The organism is Aliiroseovarius sp. PrR006 (assembly GCF_010500215.1).
Classification (GTDB): Bacteria; Pseudomonadota; Alphaproteobacteria; order Rhodobacterales; family Rhodobacteraceae; genus Aliiroseovarius.
On record NZ_JAAGOY010000004.1, the window covers coordinates 1697932 to 1719704 of the forward strand.

Here is a 21773-nt window from a genome sequence, read left to right on the forward strand (position 1 = left end):
CTAGCGAATAGAGGGCAAAATGGCAAGCGGGGGAAGGGGTTCAGGGCGCGTTCAATGCGTGAAGGCGGCTTTCAAGGAACGCTGCTTGCGCAGGGGCGTCGGACAGCGCGATGGCGGCACGATAGCTTTCGGCGGCATCGCGGTCCCGGCCGAGGCGGGCCAGAAGGTCGGCGCGGCAGGCGTGGAAGGGTTGATAGCGGGCAAATTTGCCTTCCGCCTCGACCGAGTTCAGCAGGGTCAGACCTGCCTCTGGGCTATCCGCATAAGACAGCGCCACGGCCTGATTGATCCGCAGAACCGGGTTGGGCTGGCGGGTATAGAGCACGTCATACAGCGCCACGATCTGCGCCCAGTCAGTCGCGGCAAAATCGGGCGCCTGCGCGTGTACCGCGCTGATCGCGGCCTGAAGCGCATACGGCCCCGCGCGCCCCATCGAGAGGGTGGTTTCCACCAGCGCCAGCCCCTCGGCGATCTTGGCACGGTCCCATCGGGCGCGGTTCTGAAGCTCTAGCGGGATGAACGCCCCGCCCTGCCCTTGTCGCGCCAGCCTGCGGCTTTCGCCCAGCAGCATCAGGGCCAGAAGGCCGTGCACCTCGGCATGATCGGGAAGCAGGCCGGTCAGGATGCGTCCCAGACGGATCGCCTCGGCCACCAGATCGCCGCGGGTCAGTTGGCCGTCGGACGCCTGATAGCCTTCGTTGAAGATCAGATAGATAACGCGCAAGACGGCGTCGGTCCGGTCGTGCAGGTCTTCGGGTTCGGGCAGCTTGAAGGGGATGCCTGCGTCGCGCAGCTTCTTCTTGGCGCGGGTCAAGCGAGCGGCCATGGCGTCGGTTTTGTCCAGAAACGCGCGGGCGATCTCGGCCGTGGTCAGCCCGCCCAGCGCCCGCAGAGTCAGGGCCACGCGAGACTTTTCCTCGAGCGCGGGGTGGCAGCAGGTAAAGATCAGCTCGAGCCGGTGGTCAGTGATCAGCATCGGTGTGTTCTCGGGATCGGTTTGGTGCTGTTCCAGCCACAAGGTCAGTTCGGCCTCTTTGCGGGTCGCCGTCGCGTTGCGACGCAGACGATCCAGCGCCTTGCGCTTCGCGACCGAGATCATCCACGCGTCGGGATGACGTGGCGCGCCCTGTTTCGGCCACACCTCAAGCGCTGAAATAACGGCATCCTGCAAGCTGTCTTCGGCCAACGCGTAGTCGCCGATAGACGACACAAGCGACGACAGGATGCGCCCCCAGTCTTCACGGATCAACCGCGTGACCAGCGTCTGAACCTCAACCGGGGGCAGCATGTGGGATCAATCGAAGACCATGATCGGGCGGACTTCCACCCAGCCATATTTCGCATCCGGGATCTTGGCGGCATATTTCAGCGCCTCGTCCAGATCCTTGCAGTCGAGAATATAGTAGCCGCCCAACTGCTCCTTGGTTTCAGCAAAGGGGCCGTCCACAACCTCGGTCTTGCCGTCACGCACGGACACTGTGGTGGCGGTCGCCACGGGATTAAGGGCGTTGCCCCCAACCATCACGCCTGCATCCTGAACTTCCTGCGTATAGTCCACGTAGGCCTGCATATAGGGGCCAAATTCGTCGGTTCCGGGCTGCGGGCCGTTATCCTCGGCATTATAAATCAAACAGATATATTGCATCGGTTTTCCTTTCGTCTGTTGGGAAAGGTCTATGCCTTTCTGTGTACCAGACGTTTGAGGATCGGCAAAATCGACATACGTTCCGCATTAACAAAGGCAGACCGCAGTACCCGACGCAATCTTATCTAGGAACAAACCCGCACATAATAAACAAATGGAAACGGATTGTCCGCGTCCTCAAACGGAGGTGTCAAATCCTTCGAGAAAGAGACCGGCTCAACTATCCGCTTATAGCATTGCGAAAACTCGGGCATGCGCTCAAGTTCTTTCCCGGTCAGGAACCATGCAAAAGCCACATCTACACCAGTTACCGGCCCTATGATGATACGGTCAGGTTTTCGCGACAAGACATAGGCTCCGTCGCCCTTGGCATGACCGGGCCAGTACTGGCGCTCTGCAATCATTGGAACATTTTCGCGCTTTGCAATCGTAGCGTCATTCAGGCCTAGCATGTCGATGAAAACACGCCCCTCATCTGCCACAAAGGGCGTCGAGCCCGCGGTATTCAACGCAACCGTTATGTTCCGAGGCCAAGTGTCGTTAATGTGCCGACCGACAATCTCGCCATAGAACGCTGCAGGATCTTTCAGCTTGGGCGGCTCGACAATCGCAACGACCACAACCGCCAAAGCCGACGCCCCCAAGGTGATATTTCTTGCACGCAGCTCCATTCTTGAGACGCATGCAAGAAGAAGCAGTGAAATTGGCACAGTAAGCGGCACCATCATCCGCGCCCACGGCATATGGTCCCCTCCGGCCCAGCAAATGTATAGCAGCTGCAAGGCGATCGCGCTCAGCAGGAACCGGGACGAAGCGTTCAAATTTCCGGCTCTGTACATTACGCTTACGATCGCCAACGCAATCCCCAGCGTTGGAATAATAACCACCGCAGTAGCAAGGTATTCAGCGCCGTTCAGAAGTTTCTCGGACAGAGGCAGATCGGCTTTCGCGTAGAAAGTCAGGGGAAAGAGCTCTCCATAGATCTGCCAGCGGAACCCCATTTGAACAAAAGACACCGCAGCGGGGATGCCAACCACGATCACTGCGGACATCAGGCGGGTACGAACGGCACCGGGTCCGGCCAGAAGAAGACCGAGGCCCGAACCCGCGATGAACACCGATGCATCCAGCCGCGTCAAGATAGCCAGCGAATAGGCCAAGGCTGCCATGAACAGCAAACCCGTACGCGGCTGGCGTAGAAATGTGAGCAACGCCGCGAGCCCGCTGGCCAGGAATGCCGCGACGATCACAGCCTCGAGCCCACCCAGCATCCAAATCGCAATCGGTGTCGAACTCGCAACAGTCAGCATCGTCAACACTCGTCCAAGCCAGTTTTCTCGGCCTGGCAGCACTGCACGCGCCGAAACAGCGGTCATCACAAGCAACACAGCGACAGCGACGGCGTTCACCAATTGCGCTGACGCAACCGCTGAAACACCAAGCCGCATTGGCCAGCTTATCACGACAACATGAAGCAGGCTTGTATAACCCTCGGCCCACTCACCAGGGTTCCATTGGATCAATCCGGTTTCCACGAATGTCCGTGCATATCGCAGGGTGATATACGCATCATCGTGAAAATATAGGCTGTGCTTGGAAACAAGAAACGCCACTACAACAAGCGCAACCACAACCGAAATACTGTCAGCAGAAACCCGCCTCAACATTGATTTGCCTTCAATTCATCTAATCGCTGGCAACCTACCCCAAATACACCTCTTTGCAATGCTAAGTTGATCTGCGCAGCCCTTTCAGACGAAGTTATAGGGTATCGGCAACAAATACGCCGATCACACGAAAAAGCCGCGAAGGGGTCCCCTCGCGGCTTTCGAATTCTTCGCTGTGATCAGGCTTAGGCAGCCAGAGCAGCCTGTGCTTTTTCAACGATGGCACCGAATGCTTCGGGCTCGTGAACGGCCAGATCGGCCAGAACCTTACGGTCCACTTCAACGCCAGCCAGGTTCAGGCCGTTGATGAAGCGCGAGTAGGTCAGGCTTTCGTCATGCGAACGGACAGCAGCGTTGATACGCTGGATCCACAGCGCACGGAACTGACGCTTGCGGTTCTTACGGTCGCGGGTTGCATACTGGTTCGCCTTGTCGACGGCCTGACGGGCTACCTTGAAGGTATTCTTGCGGCGGCCGTAGAAGCCTTTAGCGGCCTTGACGACTTTTTTGTGACGGGCGTGGGTTGTGGTTCCACCTTTAACGCGGGACATATCAGTATCTCCTCTTAGCGGTCGTAGGGCATGTAGCCCTTGACGATCTTAGCGTCGGGGGCGGACAGAGCGGACGTGCCGCGTGCGTTGCGGATGAATTTCTTCGTCCGTTTGATCATTCCGTGCTGTTTACCAGCCTGGGCTCCGATGACCTTGCCGGTCGCGGAAACCTTAAAGCGCTTCTTGGCGCTCGATTTGGTCTTCATCTTGGGCATTTTCGTCTCCAATTAAAGGTTACGTTTATGCACGGCGGGCATGCCACATTAGCCCACGCGCACATGAAGTTGGCCGTATAGGGCCAGATCGCCCGACTCGCAAGCGTTTTTTCTTGGGAAACCGACGTTGGTTCAGGCGCCCAGATAGGCAACGTAGTGGCTGATCACAGAATCGATGACCTGTGGGATTGTACTGATCGAATAGGCGTTGGGTTTGGCGCTGATCGCAACCACGATCAGCCCCCCACCAATCAGCAACATGAGACCCGGAATACGAGGTGTCTGTCCGCGCCGAAACGCGCCCAGAATTGCCGGAATGGCCAGAACCAGCATCAAAAGCCCTACAACAAAAAAGGTATCGTACGTCATACGCGGACCTCCATCGATAATACCACCTCGATGCTCCGTGTCCCGAGGATAGCATAAATCGATCAAGTTGCGTAGATCATACTTTCGTCACAGGGCGCCACGCGCAGAATGTTGGTGGTTCCGGGCACGTTGAACGGCACTCCGGCAGTGACAACAATCTGGTCGGTTTCTCCAGCGAATCCGGCACTTCTGGCTGCGCGCGCCGCCGAGACCACCGCGGCTTTGAAACGCTCAACCTCGCCAGCGGTCACGAAACAATTGGTCCCCCAGGACAGACACAGACGACGGGCCGTGCCGCGCAGCGGGGTCAGCGCGATGATCGGCACGCGGGGGCGTTCCCGCGATGTCAAAAGCGCCGTGGTGCCCGACTGGGTGAAGCAGCAGATTGCCTTGATATCCGTGGTTTCCGCGATCTCGCGGGCAGCGGCCACGATCGCGTCATTCACGCCCGAACGGCTGGCCACGCGAGAGGCTTCGGCCTGCTCGCGGTAGAGGTCATCATTTTCGACTTCGACGGCGACGGCGTTCATGGTGGACACGGCCTCGATCGGATATTGTCCTGCGGCACTTTCGGCGGACAGCATAACGGCGTCGGCGCCGTCATAGATCGCGTTTGCCACGTCCGAGACTTCGGCCCGCGTCGGCATCGGGCTTTCGATCATGCTTTCCAGCATCTGGGTGGCGACGATCACCGGCTTACCGGCACGACGGCAGTCATGCACCAGACGTTTCTGGATCGGCGGCACCGCGTGCACGGGCAGTTCGACACCAAGGTCGCCGCGGGCAACCATGATCCCGTCCGAAGCCTTCAGAATCTCGGCAAAAGCATCCACGGCAGCGGGCTTCTCGATCTTCGACAACACCGCGGCGCGCCCTTTGGCCAGATGGCGCGCTTCTGCAACATCCTCGGGACGCTGCACAAAGCTCAGCGCCAGCCAGTCCACGCCCAGTTGGCAGGCAAATTCCAGATCCGCGCGGTCTTTGTCGGACAGGGCCGCCAAGGGAAGCACCACGTCAGGCACGTTCACACCCTTGCGGTCAGAAATCGTTCCGCCGACTTCAACCATACAATTGGCAAAGTCCGGACCACATTCCTTGACCTTCAAGCGCAGCTTTCCGTCATTCACCAAAAGGGTCGATCCGGGCTCCAGCGCGGCGAAAATCTCGGGATGCGGCAGGCAGACGCGGTGCCCTTCGCCCGGGGCCTCATCCAGATCAAAGCGGAACTCCTGCCCCTCTTCGATGTCGGCCGCACCTGCAGCGAACACACCGCAGCGCAGCTTCGGCCCCTGAAGGTCCGCCAAAATCGCAATCGGGCGATCCAGATCCTTTTCGACCTGACGCACCAGGGCATGACGCGCGCGCTGCTCGTCATGGGTTCCGTGGGACATGTTCATGCGGAACACATCGGCACCAGCCTCAAAAAGAGCCCGAATTGTATCGTAGTCGCTTGAGGACGGTCCTAGGGTTGCGACGATCTTGACATTACGATGGCGTCTCACGGCGCACCTCTCTTTCATCTCTTACGCGGGGTTACCCGCTCTATGCCCTAAATTGTTAGCGCTGACAACAAAATGTTAGCGCTCACATGTGGCGCTCGGCTTTGACCTCGCTTAAAGGGGATATGAATCAGAATAACAACACCATCATGACATACCTTCCATTTCACGTTCATGGGCCAGATCGGCCTTCGCGCTGGCTGATCACATGTGATCATGCTGCAAATACCGTGCCCTCTTGCGTCGGCAACGGCGATCTAGGCATCGCGCCCGAAGATATGAACCGCCACATCGCCTATGATATTGGCGCAGCCGGTGTCAGCATCCATCTGGCCGAGCTTCTGGACGCACCCGCGATCCTGTCAAACTTCTCGCGTCTGGTGATCGATCCCAACCGGGGTGAGGATGACCCGACACTGCTGATGAAGCTCTACGACGGCACCGTGATCCCTGCGAACCGCCAAGCGGATGCGGTGGAAAAGGCCCGCCGTCTGGATGCCTTCCACCGCCCCTATCACAATGCGCTGGCCGATATGGCCGCCCGTCAGGAAAACACGGTGATCGTGGCGATGCACTCTTATACCCCGCGCTTAAACGGCCGCCCTCTGCGCCCGTGGCACGTTGCCGTCCTGCATGAAAAAGACAGCCGCCTCGCGACGCCTCTGATCAAGAAGCTGGAACAGGATCCCGATCTGTGTGTGGGCGAGAACGAGCCCTACGGCGGCCACCTGGACGGCGACAGCATTGACCGCCACGCGGTTGTGCAACAGCGCCCGAATGTCCTGATCGAGATCCGCAACGACCTGATCGAAACCGAAGAGCAGCAGCGCGCTTGGGCCGAGCGACTGGCCCCGGTCCTTATGGAAACTCTGGCCGAAACGGGGCTCTGACATGCCACATATCCGCATTGAATACACCGGCGAAGCCGACCTAGCCATGCAATCGCTGTGCGAGGCGCTTCTTGAAGCACTGTCGTCCCATGACGCGATCCCAAACCCCGCTTCGATCAAGATCCGGGCGCTGCCGACCGCCTACGCCGTGATGGGCACCGAGGCGCAAAGCTTTGCCCACGCCCAGTTCGCGCTTCTTCCCGGCCGCTCCGAGGCCGTGAAATCCGACCTTTCCGGGCTGATCCTGACCACCATGCGCGCCCATCTGCCGCAGATCGCCAACCTATCCGTTGACGTCGAAGACCTCAGCCCCTCCTATGCCAAAGACGTTCTCTAAGGAGTGACCCACATGGACGACCAGACCCGTATCGAGATCGAAGCCGCCGCCTTTCGCCGCCTGCAAAAGCACCTGATGGAAGACCGCACCGACGCGCAGAACATCGACATGATGAATCTGGCCGGCTTCTGCCGCAACTGCCTTGCCCGCTGGTATCAAGAAGCCGCCAACGAACGCGGCATCGAGATGTCGAAGGACGAAGGCCGCGAGGCATTCTATGGCATGACCATGGCCGAGTGGAAGGCGAACTATCAGACCGACGCCAGCCCGGAAAAGCAGGCCGAGTTCGAAGTGGCGTTCAAAGAGAACGTGACGGACAAGCAGTAATCCTCCTGTGCAAATACGCAGACTGGATGTTCGTACGCACCGGTTATGCAATATGGGCGCGGGCCTTATCTGAGTTCCAACGAAAGGACCTGATATGACTCGCATGCCCACATACTTCATTTCACATGGCGGCGGCCCGTGGCCGTGGCTGCCCGAGATGCGCCGCGGCTTTGCCGAGCTGGAACGCTCGCTCGCCGCGATGCCGTCGGAACTCCCCGAAAAGCCTAAAGCGGTCTTGATGATCTCGGGCCATTGGGAGACAGCGGATTTCGCGGTGATGTCCTCGGACGCGCCGCCGATGGTCTATGACTATACCGGCTTCCCGGCCCACACGTACGAGATCACCTATCCTGCCCCCGGCGCGCCCGAACTGGCCCAGCGCACCGCGGATCTAATTGCTGCGGCAGGTCTACCCACGCATCTGGACGATCAGCAGGGGTTCGACCACGGGGTCTTTGCGCCCATGGCGGTGATCTATCCCGAGGCGAACGTGCCGACCTATCAGGTGTCGCTTCAGCACGGCTATGACCCGGCCGCCCACTTCGCCCTGGGACGCGCCCTTGCGCCCTTGCGGGACGAAGGCGTTCTGATCGTCGGATCGGGCCTGAGCTATCACAACCTGCGCAATTTCGGCCCCGGCGCGCGGGTACCCTCGACCGAGTTTGACACGTGGCTGAATGACGTGATGCGGCGCGATCCTGCGGAGCGTACGCAGGCGCTGCTGGATTGGGAAACGGCCCCGTCCGCCCGGATTGCCCACAAAGAAGAAGACCATCTCGCCCCGATCTTCGTGGCCCTTGGAGCTGCGGAAGAGGATCCATCGACAGTGACCTACCACGAAGAGGGCATCTTCGGCGGTGTCACAGCGACAAGTTTCCGACTTGGATAAGGGAAACGCCCCGCGATGTGCGGTCGCGGGGCATTCACAGGATCATTTAAGGTTGGTCCGATAGCGAAATCTGAGGATCGTTCTGCGGCGACATTCGCGCAAAGCGTCGTTTGGGCAGAGAAATGCTCACTCGAATCCACGAATTTGCAATCCAAGGGCTGGTACAACCCTGTGACGAAGTGCAAATAGTAGATGGATACACTCGCGTGACAATACGCTCGCCCTCCAACACCTAACTTGCGCACAGATATGATAATCAGCCACAAGCACCGTTTCATTTTCGTTAGAACTCGCAAGGTCGCCAGCTCCTCGCTTGAGATCGCATTGGCGAAACTCCTTGAACCGAACGATTTTGCGACAAGGCAGTCAGATCGCGAGAAGCAAACAGGCCAGCTGTTCCCTAACTTTGACAGCCGGATTTTTGGTGGCTTCGACAAGCGCCTCCGTCCGATTTTCCCCTATGGCCACGCGCCGATCACTCAAGCCTATCGTTTGTTCGGGCGGCAGGTAGAGGACTACAAGGTTTTCTCGGTGGATCGAAATCCCTGGGATCGCGCCGTTTCGACGTTTTTCTGGAGCAACCGTTCGACAGACATGCGTGATCTTCCAGAGGATGAACAACGTTCGGCTTTCCGTGCATTCCTGAAGAGCTCTGCACACCCTGGGCTGAAGCGGCGACTATTTGGCATCAACGCGCATCGCGACATTTCTCAGCGTCATCTCTACTGCATTGGTGACGTGCCGATGGTCGACTTCATGCTGCGTTTTGAAAATCTCAACGACGACCTCGAGCAGCTCTCGACGTTCCTTGATCTTCCTGAACCCATTGATGTTGCAAATATTCGCGCCAAGACACAGCATCGCCCAAAAACATCCCGCGCTTATCAGTCCTTCTATGACGACGAGACCCGAAAGCTGGTTGAAGATGCTGCGCAATGGGAAATCAAACACTTGGGTTATCAGTTCGACAACACCCCCCCCAAATTCGCACCCGATCCGAACCGTAGCGAGACCAAAGCCCGCTATATTGCGAAGGTTTCCCGAAAATAAAGCCTCGCGGCTCTCGCCGCGGCGTTGTCATTCACTCCCCATTTGAAACCGCTGCTCTTTTCCGAGCGGGGCACCAATTTGTGCATCGGCGACTTATGTCAGGCTATTTTTCGGGCCGTAACAGCAATCGAATTCGCCCCAGAAACCACCCGCATTAGTCCTATCGCTCCTCCCTTCCAAGTGGTATGCTGCACCGCAGAAACGACATTTGGAGGCTTGACCAATGAGCAGTCGGATCATCTGCGTGGCGCAGCAGAAAGGTGGCGCGGGCAAAACAACGCTCGTCTCCAATCTGGCCATCGCGTTCTTGGCCGAGGGGAAAAGCGTGGCCCTGCTGGACACGGACCCCCAAGGCAGTCTTGGTAAGTGGTTGGATATTCGCGAAGAAACGCTGGGCGAGGATGACAACCTTCAGTTCGCAACGGCGACCGCCTATGGGATTTCTCGCGCCGTCCGTGGCGTGAAAGAACAGGCCGACATCATCCTGATCGACACGCCCCCCAAAGCCGACAGCGACGTCCGCTGGGTCTTGGCTGAGTCGGATTTGGTTCTGGTCCCCGTCTCGGCCAGCAAGGCCGATGTCTGGGCAACCAATGATGTTCTTGATTTGGCAGACCGGGCTGGGAAACCAACGAACGTTGTCATGAATCGCACTCGAAATGGAACGCGCGTTGGTGAACAAGTCGCCGCGTCAGTGGCCGAGCTTGGAGCAAAGCCGTTGCAGTCTTCCCTCTCTAGCCGAGTGATCTATGCCGAGGCGCTGGGTCGTGGCCTGGGTGCGATCGAAGCGAAACGGACAGGGCCCGCTGCAGACGAAGTGCGTGCCCTCGCTGCCGAAGTCACTGCGGTTTTGAAGCTGTAAAGCAGCGCGCACTGCGCAACAAAAAAGGGGCCGCAACTGCAGCCCCTTCGGAAGTCTTTTACCTGTGGCTTACACAGCCTTCTTCAGGCTCTCATCCAGATAGATCTCGCGCAGGCGCAGGGCCACGTTGCCCGGCGTGCCATCGCCCAGCGCCTGACCGTCGATCTCGACCACCGGCATCACGAACGCCGACGCCGAGGTGAAGAAAGCTTCGTCCGCATTCTGCGCTTCTTCGATCGTGAAGTTGCGCTCTTCGATTTCCATCTGCGCCTCTTCGGCGAAACGCAATACGGCGGCACGAGTGATGCCGTGCAGGATGTCGTTGGACAGGCCGCGCGTGATGATTTTACCGTCTTTCACGATATAGACGTTGTTCGAGGTACCCTCGGTCACGAAACCATCTTCGATCAGCCACGCGTCATCCGCGCCAGCGGCCTTGGCCATCATCTTGCCCATCGACGGGTAGAGCAGCTGTACGGTTTTGATGTCGCGACGACCCCAACGAATATCCTCGATCGAGATCACCTTCATCGGCTTCACGGTCTCGGCCAGACCCGGCTTGTTCTGGGTGAACAGAACCACGGTCGGCTTCACCTTCTCGGGATCCGGGAAGACGAAATCACGGTCGCTATCTGCGCCGCGCGAAATCTGCAGATAGACCAGCCCCTCGTCGATCTCGTTCACGCGCACCAGCTCCCGGTGGACCTCCAAAAGATCTTCTTTCGAGATCGGGTTCTCGATCCCCAGCTCGTTCAGCGAACGGGCCAAACGCACGGCGTGACCTTCGAAATCAATCAGCTTGCCGTTCAGCACGCTGGTCACTTCATACACCGCGTCCGCAAACAGGAAACCACGGTCAAAGATCGAAACCGATGCTTCGGTCTCGGGCAGATATTCTCCGTTCACGTAAACGGTGCGGGTCATGTCAGGTCTCCTTCATGTGACGCTGCGGGCCATTTGACCCGCGCGGCATTTCCTGTTTGGGGTGTTGATACAAATACCGACGCCAGAGTCAAAGGAAACCCCATGCCCAGCGCCACGCAATCCGCCGCCATCATGTTGACTGCGGGGATCGGTATCCCAATTTTGGCCGCCCTGAACGCTGCATTGGGCCAGCGCATGGGGTCGCCGATCGCGGCGGGACTGATCCTGTTCGTAGTGGCATTTCTGACAACCGGCGTGGTGTTCCTGATGTCCGGCGCGTCGCTGAAAGGCGCGGTGGGATCGCCGCCGCACCTGTTCTTCGCGGGCTGCCTTGTGGCGTTTTACGTTCTGACCATCACATGGGTCGCACCCAGCTTTGGCGTCGGAAATGCCGTGTTCTTTGTGCTGATCGGTCAACTGATCGCCGCTGCTGCCATCGACCATTTCGGCCTGTTTGGCGCGAATGTCACACCCCTGACCTTCTGGCGAATCGCCGGGATCACGGTCATGGGCGTGGGCGTCTTTTTGACCCAGATTGCAGGACGTGGCTGACATCAGCCCCAAAGCGCGGCGCTTGGCGGGTGCACACCGGCGTCGTCGAACAGAAGCGGCGTCTCGCGGTCCTCGGCCAGCAAAAGCGGGCCGTCCAGATCGGTGACCATCGCGCCCTGAGCAACCAGCGTGGCAGGTGCCATCGCCAACGACGAGCCGACCATACAGCCAACCATAACCTGATAACCCTCGGCCAATGCGGCATCGCGCAACGCCAGCGCCTCGGTCAACCCGCCGGTCTTATCGAGCTTGATGTTCACCACATCGTATTTGCCCTTCAGCTTAGGCAGGCTGGAGCGGTCGTGGCAGCTTTCATCGGCGCAAACCGGCACCGGACGCTCCATTCCAATCAGCGCATCGTCCTCACCTGCAGGCAACGGCTGCTCGACCAGATCGACACCCAGACGCACCAGATGCGGGGCCAGATCGGCATAGACCTCGGCCGACCAGCCTTCATTGGCATCTACGATGATGCGCGAGCTGGGCGCACCGGCACGCACAGCTTCCAGACGCGGCATGTCATCCGGCGTGCCCAGCTTGATCTTCAACAGCGGACGATGCGCATTCTTCGCGGCCTGTGCCTGCATTGCGGCAGGTTCGTCCAGCGACAGCGTGTAGGCGGTGATCTCGGGGCCCGGCGCAGTCAGCCCGGCCAACTCCCACACGCGTTTGCCCGCACGCTTGGCTTCCAGATCCCACAACGCACAGTCGACGGCGTTGCGGGCCGCTCCGGCAGGCAGCAGGTCATACAGCGCCGCGCGGGTAATGTCGGTCGGCAGGCCCATGATCTCGTCCGTCACGCTCTCCAGCGTCTCGTCATAGCGCGCATAGGGCACGCATTCGCCCCAACCCACATGATCGCCATCCTGAACCCGAACGGTCAGAACCTTCGCTTCGGTCCGCGATCCGCGCGAAATGGTGAACACCTGCGCCAGTTTGAACACGTCCGGAGTGACTGAGATTTCCACGCGCCTGCCCTCTTTTTCTTGTCATAAATATCCCGGGGGTCCGGGGGCTGGCCCCCGGTCCACCTTCAAAGCTTAGATCGCTTCCAGCGCATCCACCAGCTTGCCCGCGCCATAGCGGAACGGGTCGGTCGCAGGCAGACCCATGTCAGCTTCGACCTTCGCCAGATAGGCCTTGGCGTCGTCATCCGACATGTGCTGCGTGTTGACCGAGATACCGATGACCTTGCAGTCTGGGTTCGCCACCTTGGCCAGATTCAGCGCAGTGTCGCGCAGCGCTTCCAGCGAGGGCTGGGTGTATTCTGGCAAACCGCGCATATGCTCGCGGGTCGGCTCGTGCGCCAGAACCAGTGCATCCGGCTGACCGCCGTGGATCAGCGCCATGGTCACGCCCGAATAGGACACGTGGAACAGGCTACCCTGACCCTCGATGTGATCCCAGTGATCTTCGTCATTGTCCGGGGTCAGCCATTCCACAGAACCCGCCATGAAATCGGCGATCACGGCGTCCAAGGGCACACCGTCACCGGTGATCAGAATGCCGGTCTGGCCGGTGGCGCGGAAGGTCGACTTCAGGCCGCGCTCGCGCATTTCAGCATCCATGCACAGGGCCGTGTACATCTTGCCGACCGAGCAGTCGGTGCCCACAGCCAAGCAGCGCTTACCTGTGCGCTTCTTACCGTTTGCGATCGGGTACTCGACCTCGGGGATGCGTACGTCGTGCAGCTCTTGGCCGGTGGCTTCGGCCACAGCGACCAGATCGGGCTCGTCCCGCAACAGATTGTGTAGGCCCGAAGCCAGATCGAAACCCTCTTCCAACGCGGTGACCAGCACCTTTTTCCACTCTTTGGAAATCACGCCGCCACGGTTGGCCACGCCAACAACCAGCGTTTTGGCGCCAGCGGCTTTGGCTTCAGCCAATGTCATGTCGGTCAGACCCAGATCTGCGCCACAGCCTTCCATACGGAACTGGCCCACAGCGTTTTCCGGACGCCAGTCACGGATGCCGATGGCCACTTTGGCGGCCAGTTGGTCGGGCGCGTCGCCCAGGAACAGAAGATACGGTGTCTTGATCATGGCCGTGGCCCTTTCGATGAGTGGTGGATTATCCGTCGCGTCATTTTGACGATTATCCAGCGGATTTTCTTGCGAACTCACTTCGAAACGCGGCCTTTTCGCAACTTCCTCCGTCAATTAGCCATATTTAAGCAATTTTCTTCGACACAAAGTCGGTTTACCTAAGAATCCGCCCAATATGCTGCGCGCGCAAAATAACCTTGCGGGCAACGCAGCAATTTAATAACGATTGCACCCAAGAAATCGCAACATCATTACCGAGAGGCCCGTCATGTCCTTCCGACTGCAACCCGCCGCCCCGTCCCGCCCGAACCGCTGCCAACTGTTTGGCCCGGGCTCGAACACTAAGCTGTTCCCGAAAATGGCCGCCTCGGCGGCTGACGTCATCAACCTCGACCTCGAGGACTCGGTAGCCCCTTCAGACAAAGATGTGGCCCGCGCCAACATCATCGAAGCGCTGAACACCATTGATTGGGGCAACAAATACATGTCGGTGCGCATCAACAGCCTCGACACGCCTTATTGGTATCGCGACGTTGTGGACCTGCTGGAGCAAGCGGGCGACCGCATCGACCAGATCATGATCCCGAAAGTGGGTTGCGCTGAAGACGTCTATGCCGTGGACGCTCTGGTCACCGCGATCGAGCAAGCCAAAGGCCGCACCAAGCCGGTCAGTTTCGAAGTGATCATCGAATCGGCTGCCGGCATCGCGCATGTTGAAGCCATCGCAGCCTCCAGCCCTCGCCTGCAAGCCATGTCGCTGGGCGCGGCTGACTTCGCAGCCTCGATGGGCATGCAGACCACCGGCATCGGCGGCACGCAAGAAAACTATTACATGATGCGCGAAGGTGAAAAGCACTGGTCGGACCCGTGGCACTGGGCACAAGCCGCCATCGTCGCTGCCTGCCGCACCCACGGCATCCTGCCGGTCGACGGTCCGTTCGGCGACTTCTCGGATAACGAAGGATATATCGCGCAGGCCAAACGCTCGGCCACCCTGGGCATGGTTGGCAAATGGGCCATCCACCCCAAGCAGATCGCACTGGCGAACGAGGTCTTCACCCCGTCGGAAGAAGCCGTCGCCGAGGCCCGCGAGATCCTTGCCGCCATGGAACAGGCGAAAGCCAATGGCGAAGGCGCAACTGTCTATAAAGGTCGTCTGGTCGACATCGCGTCGATCAAACAAGCCGAGGTGATCGTGGCACAGGCCGAACTGATCGCTGGCAGCTAAAGCGTTATCAGGAATCAGCAATCCGTATGTGGACGCAATCGCGTTCGAGCCAGAGGCGAGAGGCAGCGAATGCGGCCTCATCTGAACCTGAAAACGCTCTAACTGGAAGAATATTCCCCGACTGGCCCCGCGTTTTCGCGGGGCTTTTTTTATGCGCGGTCAACTGGTCGCATGGGCAACCGCATGCCGGGGGCTAAGGTGGGCACGGGTCATGACGAGGCCTGTTTGGGGGCGCATCCCAAACTGAAAGAAATATTGATGAAACCGCTTCTTATCGCCGCCGCGTTTACCCTTGGCCTGTCCGGGGCTGCATTGGCGCAAATGCAACCCTCTAACCCCGCGAAAACCGGGCTGTCGCGCCCTGTCATCCAACTGACCGGCATTCTGGCCAAAAACATGGACGTGCTTCAGCTGAACGACGAACAACGCGCGGACGTGAAAAACCGGGTCGCCACCATGCCCGCCAATCGCAAGGCACTTGAGGCTGAAACGATCGAACTGCGCGCAGCCCTGCGCCAAGCCATCGTGGACGGAAAACCCACCACCGAGCGTCAGGCCATCGCTGACAAGGTCGGCGCGAACGAGGTCAAGCTGGTGATGATGCGGTCAAACTGCGCCGATCATTGGCGTGAGGTTCTGACCGACGCGCAGTTCACCAAACTGCTGGAAATCGCAGGCGTATCCTGATCCTGCAGGGCGGCGGCACGGCGTGTTGCCGCCCTCGCTGTTCCTACAGCCCGACCAGCACCTCGGACGTCGCAACTGCGGCGAAGCTTAGGGTCATCAGCAAGACCAAATAGCTGGCCGTAAAGGCGCGAAAAGCGCTCCGTCGTGAGAATATGGCTTGTGTCATACGTCTGCTCCCTTCGTGTTTGGTATTGAGCTTCGTCCAATCGGCCCTATCGGCCATCTAATTTACAAACGCGCGAGCTACGGATTCCCGTCGCAGGATTCGACATATTGGGCGATCTGGTTTTTCGCCCCCCGTTGCAAAGCCGCTTCCCAAGCGTCATATAGTCATGAACATTGTGTAATCAGGCAGGCCCATGACCAACTATCTCGAGTTTGAAAAACCGCTGGCTGAAATCGAAGGCAAGGCAGAAGAACTGCGCGCACTTGCCCGCAACAACGAAGAGATGGATGTCGAAGGCGAAGCGCAAGCGCTGGACGCCAAGGCCGAGAAGCTTCTGAAAGAACTCTATGAAGGGCTGACCCCCTGGCGCAAATGCCAGGTCGCGCGTCACCCCGACCGCCCGCATTGCCGCGATTACATCAACGCGCTGTTCACCGAATACACGCCGCTGGCAGGCGACCGGAACTTTGCCGACGACCACGCGGTCATGGGCGGTCTGGGCCGCATCGGCGACATCCCGGTGGTCGTCATGGGTCAGGAAAAAGGCCACGATACGAAAACCCGCATCGAACGCAATTTCGGCATGGCCCGCCCCGAGGGCTATCGCAAGGCCATCCGCCTTATGGATCTGGCCGACCGGTTTGGCCTGCCCATCGTTGCGCTGGTAGACACCCCCGGCGCCTATCCCGGCAAGGGCGCGGAAGAGCGCGGCCAGTCCGAGGCCATCGCGCGTTCCACCGAACGCTGTTTGAACGTGAAATCCCCCGTGATCTCGGTGATCATCGGCGAAGGTGGCTCGGGCGGCGCGGTTGCGCTGGCGACGGCGAACTCGGTCATGATGCTGGAGCACTCGGTCTATTCGGTAATCTCGCCGGAAGGCTGTGCCTCGATCCTATGGAAAGACGCCGAGAAAATGCGAGAGGCCGCCGAAGCGCTGCGCCTGACCGCGCAGGACCTGAAACAGCTGGGCGTGATTGACAACATCATCCCCGAACCGATGGGCGGTGCCCAGCGCGGGCGTGAAGACACCATCGCCGCTGTCGGCAAAGCCATCGAGGCCGAGCTGAAAGAGCTTCTGAAGCGTCAGGACGGCGACGCGCTGTTGAAAGAACGCCGCGAGAAGTTCTTGAAAATGGGCTCGAAAGGTCTGGCGGCCTAAACACCGGATCACGCTTTCGTGGGGCGGGTTGGAAGCCCGGCCCGCGTCCACAATATTCACGGGACCACAGATCAGGAGGGTTCCCCGTGGATTGGACAGCATTTCTTGCAGAAACCGAAGGCAATATTGGACATCTGGCCAAGGACGTTCCGGCCACGATGAAAGGCTTTGGTCAAATGGGTGCTGCGGCTAAGACCGACGGCGCACTCAGCGAGAAAACCAAAGAACTGATCGCCCTTGGCATCGCCATCTCGACCCGCTGCGACAGCTGCATTGGCTTTCACGTGCGGTCTTTGGTCCGCCTTGGCACCACGCTGGATGAGCTGAACGAGGCGTTGGCGATGGCGACCTATATGGGCGGCGGCCCGTCGCTGGCCTATAGTGCCAAGGCGCGTGAAGCCTACGAGCAGTTCAGCGCCTGACGGTTACCACAAAGTCCGCTCTGCTCGCTCCGGCCAGGCGCGGTCATACTCCGCGCCGCCAAACTCGCCCGAGCTCATTTCCTTCAGAATGTCCCCGATGCTGGGCAGCGCGCCGCTCTGATCCCCGGCGCTCCACATCTTGGAACGCATCAGGGCCTTGGCGCACTGCACATAGATCTCGTGAATGCGGAAGATCAGGACGGTGCGGGGACGTTTGCCGGATTTCTCGAACCGGGCGCAAAAGGCGTCGTCTGCGGTGATCCGCGCCTCTCCGTTCACGCGGACCACGTTGTCGGATCCGGGCACCATAAACATCAGGGAGGCGCGTGGGTCATTGACGATGTTGCGCAGGCTGTCGATGCGGTTGTTGCCGCTCCAGTCGGGCATCGCCAACGTACGCGCATCCAGTTCGGTCACCACCGGACCATCATCGCCGCGCGGCGTGCCATCGGTGCCATCAGGACCAACAGTCGACAAAATGCAGAACTTCGATGCCATGATCCATTGGCGGTAGGTCGGCGTCAGTTCCTGCGCGACTTTGACCTGCGATCCCTTGCTGGGCGTTCCGTAAAGTGCTTCCAGCGCCTCTGTCGTCTCGATGAAGTCCATTATTTCTCCAGTTTAAATCCGGCCTCTTCCATCAACGCATCCGAGCCGCTTTCCACCACATCCTCGACGCGCTCCATGAATTCGCCCAGTTCCAGACCCGGTTCGATTGGGTCGTGAAACTCAAGCACGGCAAGCCCCGGATGGCGCATGATCCCGTGGCGCTTCCAGAACACGCCGACATTGGTCGAGGCGGGAATGACGGTCTGCCCGGTTTCCCGATACAGCACGCCCGTGCCAACCTTGTAGGGCTTCTTCGCCCCCGCCGCGACGCGCGTCCCTTGCGAGAAAATCACAAGCTGTCCCGGCTTCGCTTGCCCGTCCTTCACCGCGGCCACCATCTGCTTGATCGCGGCGCCCTTCTTGCCGCGGTTCACCGGAACTGAGTTGGTATAGACCGCATAGATGTTGATAATCGGCGCCCATTTCAGCTGGCTTTTATAGATGAACTTCAGGCGCGGCAGGACCGAGGCCAGCAGCAGGATGTCGAAGAACGACTGGTGTTTCGCCGCGATCAGAACCTCGCCCGCCGGCACCTCGCCCCGGATTTCGCTTTTAAGCCCAACCATCCATGACGCGGTCCAGCGCACCCAGTTGCAGTAAAAGCGGATCACCTTGAACGCATTGTCTCGCTTGATCCACACCAGCGGCACACCCAAGAAGCCCACGACCGGCAGCATGATGTACATCTGAGTGATAAACAGAAGCGAGCGCAGCCATTGAATTGCGTGACGCATCAGCGTTTCTCCTGCAAGGTTGTCAGGGCGGCCTGACGAGTGGCCAAGAATGCCACCAGAGCCGCGAAGGGGGGAATCAAAAGGGGCCACAGCCATTGCCAGCCCTGAAGGCCAAGCCCGGTCAGGAAGCCACCTTCGGACCCGGCCGAGGGCAGCATGAACAGCGCAAGCGCGCCAAGAAGTGTGCCAACAACGGCACCGCCAAACGCGCGCAGCGTGTATCGTCGCACAAATGCGTGGGCGATATAGCTATCCCGCGCGCCGATCAAACGCAGCACACGGATCACCTGTTCGTTGGCCGCCAGCGCGGCCGAAGCCGCCAGCGTGATTACCACACCTGCCAGCGTCGTGATCAGCACAATCGCGACAAAGCCCAAAGACCGCAGCCGTGTGGCGGCCTTCACCAAGGGTTCGCGCCAGCGTGCGTGATCATCCAGTATTGCACCGGGGGCCTCGCCAGCTAGTCGGGCGCGTAACCCGTCGGGGTCAAAGCCCTCGTCGTCCTCAATCACCTCAACCAAGCGCGGGATCGGCAGACGGTCCAGCGGCAGATCCGGTCCAAACCACGGCTCGAGCAACGCTCGCTGTTCTTCTTCGCCAAGGGGACGGGCCTCTTTCACGCCGGGGGTGGTGGCCAAGATCTCGGTCACAGCCAGAAGCTGGGCGTCCATCTGGTCAGCCGGGGCCGAAATACGGATCGTGGCGCTTTTCGCCAAGGCATCCCCCCAACGATCAGCAAGGCGTCCGGTTGCCAGCGACAAAGCCAAGGCAAACACCGCCAGAAACGCCATCGCAGCCGAGGCGAATACGGTCAGGCGCGCGGTGAACCCCGTGGGCGGCACCACGCGGTCGGCTTGCGCGTCGCCTGACAGAAATCGAAGGATGTTGGACAGAAGGGTCATCACAGATTTGCCCCCGCTGCCGTCACCTGATGGTTCGAAATCCGCAGCACACGTGCCTGCACCTGCGATTTGGCCGAACGGATCAGATTCATGTCGTGGGTGGCGATCATCACGGTTTTGCCCATGCGGTTCAGCTCGACCAGCAACTGAAGCAGGCGCAAGGACATCTCCCAGTCGACGTTGCCCGTGGGTTCGTCGGCTAGGATCACATCCGGGGACATGATCACCGCCCGCGCAAGCGCTGCCCGTTGACGTTCACCGCCAGACAACTCGGGCGGTTTGGCATTGGCTTGTTGCTGTAGCCCGACCCAGGCCAAAAGTTCTTGCAGCTCGGACGGATCGTGCAGTGCGCGACCAGATACAGTGAGCGGCAACATGATGTTCTCCGCCAAGCTGAGATGATCCAGAAACTGGCAATCCTGATGCACAACACCAATCCGGCGGCGCACTTCGGCCACGTCATCGCGCTGCATATTGCGCACGTTCTGACCGAACAAAGCGACGCTGCCCTGTTCCGCGACCAGCTCGCCATAGCACAGCTTCATCAACGTGGTTTTACCCGCGCCGGACGGCCCCGTTAGGAAATGAAACGATCCCTGCGCCAGAGACATGGTCACATCGGACAGCAACGTCCCCGTGCCATAGCCATAAGCGACCTGTTCCAGCTCGATCAATGTGATGCCCTCGTGCTTGCTTGGCGCCAGTTGTGCCCCAGCTAGCGGATTGTTTCAATGTGCGACACACGAGTGTTTGATTTCCACAAGCTTTTTGCTCATATTACTCTTGATTGAGGCGGGAATTATCCGGCCAGTCTGAGGGGAATAGTTAAAAATGCGTTTGGTTTGCCCCAATTGTGGCGCTCAGTACGAAGTTGATGATCGCGTTATGCCCGATGGGGGCCGTGATGTTCAGTGTTCGAATTGTGGTCACGCGTGGTTTTTCACCCCCCCAAGACCTGCAACCGCCCAAGCCGTAGTCAAACCCGAACCGAAAATCGAAATCCCGGCCCCGCTGCCCCCCAGCATCGAAGAAGCATTCAAGTCTGATCCGACGCCCAAGCCAACCCCGGAAGAAACGCCGAGCGCTGAGGCCAGCGAAGACCTTGCCGAGCCTGATGAGGCCGACGCGGATGTGACCGATGCCCACGATCAAGACGAAGCCGCGACAGAGGACTCAGTCGAACCGGACGCTGACGATACCGACGATGGCGACAATGACACCGAGGATGCGCCGGTCCCCGCCGCCCCCCGCAAAGAGGTCAGCGACGAGGTCAAGCAGATCCTTCAGGAAGAAGCCAAACAAGAGCTGCGCGCCCGCGAGGCCGAGAGCCAGGGGCTTGAAACGCAGCCGGATCTTGGCTTGGACGTGGCTCAACGCGACAACGACGCCGAGCTTGCCGCCCGCCTTCAGAAAATGGAAGACGGGGCGAATGCCGACGAGGAAGAGGTCGGCGAAAAAGATCTGCGCAGCCGCGACATGCTGCCAGACATTGAAGAGATCAACTCGACCCTTGATGCGCCCGACGCCTCGGATGACACGCGGATCGATCTTGGCCCGATGGCCGGGGACACCGCGTCGGGCGGAAAAGGATTCCGCCGCGGGTTCAGCCTGACCATCTTGCTGGCCGTGCTGCTGGTCAGCCTCTACATACTGGCGCCGCAAATCGCTGAACGTTTCCCGCAGGCGCAAGGCGTGCTTGACCAGTATACCGCGTTCGGCGACAACACCCGGCTGTGGCTGGAAGGCGCCATGCAATCCGCGATCGAGAAGATGCGCGGCTTGATGGACACCTCGTCCGACGGCTGAGTGAAAAAACCCTTCCGTTCAGGAGCTTTTTGACTGGCTGTGCGTCGTCAAAGTTTTTGGGACCAATGTTGGCCTGAAGTAAGAGAGCGTTTGGCTCATCTTGTTGGCTTGATTATGCGGCGGGCCGCCAATGCTGCTTTCCCCGAAATCGTCCGATGCGCATTTGGCAGAAATCGAACGCAACCACAGCCCTTCCTTGACCATTGACGCATCAGTCGTTCAGGCGATCGGAACAGAA

At 59.5% G+C, this 21773-nt stretch carries 27 protein-coding genes; 12 read left to right on the forward strand and 15 right to left on the reverse strand.

Annotated elements, in window-relative coordinates; genetic code table 11:
- Positions 1-40 precede the first annotated feature (40 nt).
- The 7 genes from G0Q00_RS08330 to pyk form a co-directional block, all read right to left on the reverse strand.
- Entirely contained in the window at positions 41-1288 is a 1248-nt protein-coding gene (locus G0Q00_RS08330; protein ID WP_163038123.1) for an RNA polymerase sigma factor, read from the reverse strand.
- 6 nt (positions 1289-1294) lie between these two features.
- Positions 1295-1645, reverse strand: a complete 351-nt coding sequence (locus G0Q00_RS08335; RefSeq protein ID WP_163038125.1) for a YciI family protein — start codon at positions 1643-1645, stop codon at positions 1295-1297.
- A gap of 125 nt (positions 1646-1770) precedes the next feature.
- Positions 1771-3180 (reverse strand): hypothetical protein, encoded by a 1410-nt coding sequence (locus G0Q00_RS08340; RefSeq protein ID WP_163038127.1) that lies wholly within the window; start codon positions 3178-3180, stop codon positions 1771-1773.
- Positions 3181-3497: 317 nt separating this feature from the next.
- On the reverse strand, positions 3498-3863 hold the full coding sequence (gene rplT / locus G0Q00_RS08345) for a 50S ribosomal protein L20 (RefSeq protein WP_108855191.1): 366 nt from the start codon (positions 3861-3863) through the stop codon (positions 3498-3500).
- A 14-nt stretch (positions 3864-3877) separates the two neighbouring features.
- The gene (rpmI, locus tag G0Q00_RS08350; protein WP_142851789.1) at positions 3878-4078 is read right to left on the reverse strand and encodes a 50S ribosomal protein L35; all 201 of its coding nucleotides are present in this window, start codon (positions 4076-4078) and stop codon (positions 3878-3880) included.
- A 132-nt stretch (positions 4079-4210) separates the two neighbouring features.
- A complete protein-coding gene (locus G0Q00_RS08355; RefSeq protein WP_163038129.1) occupies positions 4211-4447 on the reverse strand; it encodes a hypothetical protein in 237 nt (78 codons plus the stop codon).
- A gap of 62 nt (positions 4448-4509) precedes the next feature.
- Entirely contained in the window at positions 4510-5949 is a 1440-nt protein-coding gene (gene pyk / locus G0Q00_RS08360) for a pyruvate kinase (RefSeq protein ID WP_163038131.1), read from the reverse strand.
- 146 nt (positions 5950-6095) lie between these two features.
- Here pyk and G0Q00_RS08365 point away from each other — a divergent pair, with 146 nt between their 5' ends.
- From G0Q00_RS08365 to parA, 6 genes are all read left to right on the forward strand, one after another.
- The gene (locus G0Q00_RS08365; RefSeq protein WP_163038133.1) at positions 6096-6836 is read left to right on the forward strand and encodes an N-formylglutamate amidohydrolase; all 741 of its coding nucleotides are present in this window, start codon (positions 6096-6098) and stop codon (positions 6834-6836) included.
- Position 6837: 1 nt separating this feature from the next.
- Positions 6838-7173 carry a 5-carboxymethyl-2-hydroxymuconate Delta-isomerase gene (locus G0Q00_RS08370; protein WP_163038135.1) on the forward strand — a complete coding sequence of 112 codons (336 nt, stop codon included), beginning with the start codon at positions 6838-6840 and terminating at the stop codon, positions 7171-7173.
- Positions 7174-7185: 12 nt separating this feature from the next.
- On the forward strand, positions 7186-7500 hold the full coding sequence (locus G0Q00_RS08375; RefSeq protein ID WP_163038136.1) for a DUF1244 domain-containing protein: 315 nt from the start codon (positions 7186-7188) through the stop codon (positions 7498-7500).
- Positions 7501-7594: 94 nt separating this feature from the next.
- Entirely contained in the window at positions 7595-8389 is a 795-nt protein-coding gene (locus G0Q00_RS08380) for a class III extradiol ring-cleavage dioxygenase (RefSeq protein ID WP_163038138.1), read from the forward strand.
- Positions 8390-8638: 249 nt separating this feature from the next.
- Positions 8639-9439, forward strand: coding sequence for a sulfotransferase family 2 domain-containing protein (locus G0Q00_RS08385; protein WP_163038140.1), 801 nt, complete (start codon positions 8639-8641; stop codon positions 9437-9439).
- A 223-nt stretch (positions 9440-9662) separates the two neighbouring features.
- A complete protein-coding gene (gene parA / locus G0Q00_RS08390; RefSeq protein ID WP_163038142.1) occupies positions 9663-10301 on the forward strand; it encodes a ParA family partition ATPase in 639 nt (212 codons plus the stop codon).
- Between the two features lie 69 nt (positions 10302-10370).
- On the opposite strand, the gene G0Q00_RS08395 is transcribed toward parA, so the two are convergent.
- Positions 10371-11225 (reverse strand): D-amino-acid transaminase, encoded by an 855-nt coding sequence (locus G0Q00_RS08395; RefSeq protein WP_163038144.1) that lies wholly within the window; start codon positions 11223-11225, stop codon positions 10371-10373.
- 102 nt (positions 11226-11327) lie between these two features.
- Here G0Q00_RS08395 and G0Q00_RS08400 point away from each other — a divergent pair, with 102 nt between their 5' ends.
- Positions 11328-11777, forward strand: a complete 450-nt coding sequence (locus tag G0Q00_RS08400; protein WP_163038146.1) for a DMT family transporter — start codon at positions 11328-11330, stop codon at positions 11775-11777.
- A 2-nt stretch (positions 11778-11779) separates the two neighbouring features.
- Here G0Q00_RS08400 and dgcA read toward each other — a convergent pair whose 3' ends face one another.
- Positions 11780-12745, reverse strand: coding sequence for an N-acetyl-D-Glu racemase DgcA (dgcA, locus tag G0Q00_RS08405; protein WP_163038148.1), 966 nt, complete (start codon positions 12743-12745; stop codon positions 11780-11782).
- A gap of 72 nt (positions 12746-12817) precedes the next feature.
- Complete coding sequence (gene dgcN, locus G0Q00_RS08410) at positions 12818-13819, reverse strand: N-acetyltransferase DgcN (protein ID WP_163038150.1); 1002 nt, start codon at positions 13817-13819, stop codon at positions 12818-12820.
- A 271-nt stretch (positions 13820-14090) separates the two neighbouring features.
- Between dgcN and G0Q00_RS08415 the strand changes: the two genes are divergently transcribed.
- Together G0Q00_RS08415 and G0Q00_RS08420 are read left to right on the forward strand one after the other, a co-directional pair.
- Positions 14091-15050 (forward strand): L-malyl-CoA/beta-methylmalyl-CoA lyase, encoded by a 960-nt coding sequence (locus G0Q00_RS08415; protein WP_163038155.1) that lies wholly within the window; start codon positions 14091-14093, stop codon positions 15048-15050.
- A 258-nt stretch (positions 15051-15308) separates the two neighbouring features.
- Positions 15309-15737 carry a Spy/CpxP family protein refolding chaperone gene (locus G0Q00_RS08420; RefSeq protein ID WP_163038156.1) on the forward strand — a complete coding sequence of 143 codons (429 nt, stop codon included), beginning with the start codon at positions 15309-15311 and terminating at the stop codon, positions 15735-15737.
- Between the two features lie 43 nt (positions 15738-15780).
- Here G0Q00_RS08420 and G0Q00_RS15950 read toward each other — a convergent pair whose 3' ends face one another.
- The gene (locus tag G0Q00_RS15950; RefSeq protein ID WP_255464745.1) at positions 15781-15903 is read right to left on the reverse strand and encodes a hypothetical protein; all 123 of its coding nucleotides are present in this window, start codon (positions 15901-15903) and stop codon (positions 15781-15783) included.
- A 193-nt stretch (positions 15904-16096) separates the two neighbouring features.
- Between G0Q00_RS15950 and G0Q00_RS08425 the strand changes: the two genes are divergently transcribed.
- Both G0Q00_RS08425 and G0Q00_RS08430 read left to right on the forward strand, forming a co-directional pair.
- On the forward strand, positions 16097-17062 hold the full coding sequence (locus G0Q00_RS08425) for an acetyl-CoA carboxylase carboxyltransferase subunit alpha (protein ID WP_163038157.1): 966 nt from the start codon (positions 16097-16099) through the stop codon (positions 17060-17062).
- An 86-nt stretch (positions 17063-17148) separates the two neighbouring features.
- The gene (locus G0Q00_RS08430; protein ID WP_163038158.1) at positions 17149-17484 is read left to right on the forward strand and encodes a carboxymuconolactone decarboxylase family protein; all 336 of its coding nucleotides are present in this window, start codon (positions 17149-17151) and stop codon (positions 17482-17484) included.
- Positions 17485-17487: 3 nt separating this feature from the next.
- Here G0Q00_RS08430 and G0Q00_RS08435 read toward each other — a convergent pair whose 3' ends face one another.
- The 4 genes from G0Q00_RS08435 to G0Q00_RS08450 are packed head-to-tail and all read right to left on the reverse strand — an operon-like array spanning position 17488 to position 20403.
- Entirely contained in the window at positions 17488-18093 is a 606-nt protein-coding gene (locus tag G0Q00_RS08435) for a pyridoxamine 5'-phosphate oxidase family protein (RefSeq protein WP_163038159.1), read from the reverse strand.
- Positions 18093-18827, reverse strand: a complete 735-nt coding sequence (locus G0Q00_RS08440; protein WP_163038160.1) for a 1-acyl-sn-glycerol-3-phosphate acyltransferase — start codon at positions 18825-18827, stop codon at positions 18093-18095. The genes G0Q00_RS08435 and G0Q00_RS08440 overlap by 1 nt, the downstream gene beginning before the upstream one ends.
- Positions 18827-19729: an ABC transporter permease gene (locus G0Q00_RS08445; RefSeq protein ID WP_203564914.1), complete on the reverse strand. Its 903-nt coding sequence runs from the start codon at positions 19727-19729 to the stop codon at positions 18827-18829. Before G0Q00_RS08445 ends, G0Q00_RS08440 begins: the two co-directional genes overlap by 1 nt.
- Positions 19729-20403, reverse strand: coding sequence for a cell division ATP-binding protein FtsE (locus G0Q00_RS08450; RefSeq protein ID WP_163038162.1), 675 nt, complete (start codon positions 20401-20403; stop codon positions 19729-19731). The genes G0Q00_RS08445 and G0Q00_RS08450 overlap by 1 nt, the downstream gene beginning before the upstream one ends.
- A gap of 157 nt (positions 20404-20560) precedes the next feature.
- Here G0Q00_RS08450 and G0Q00_RS08455 point away from each other — a divergent pair, with 157 nt between their 5' ends.
- Positions 20561-21535, forward strand: coding sequence for a zinc-ribbon domain-containing protein (locus tag G0Q00_RS08455; RefSeq protein ID WP_163038163.1), 975 nt, complete (start codon positions 20561-20563; stop codon positions 21533-21535).
- The last annotated feature ends 238 nt before the right edge of the window (positions 21536-21773 follow it).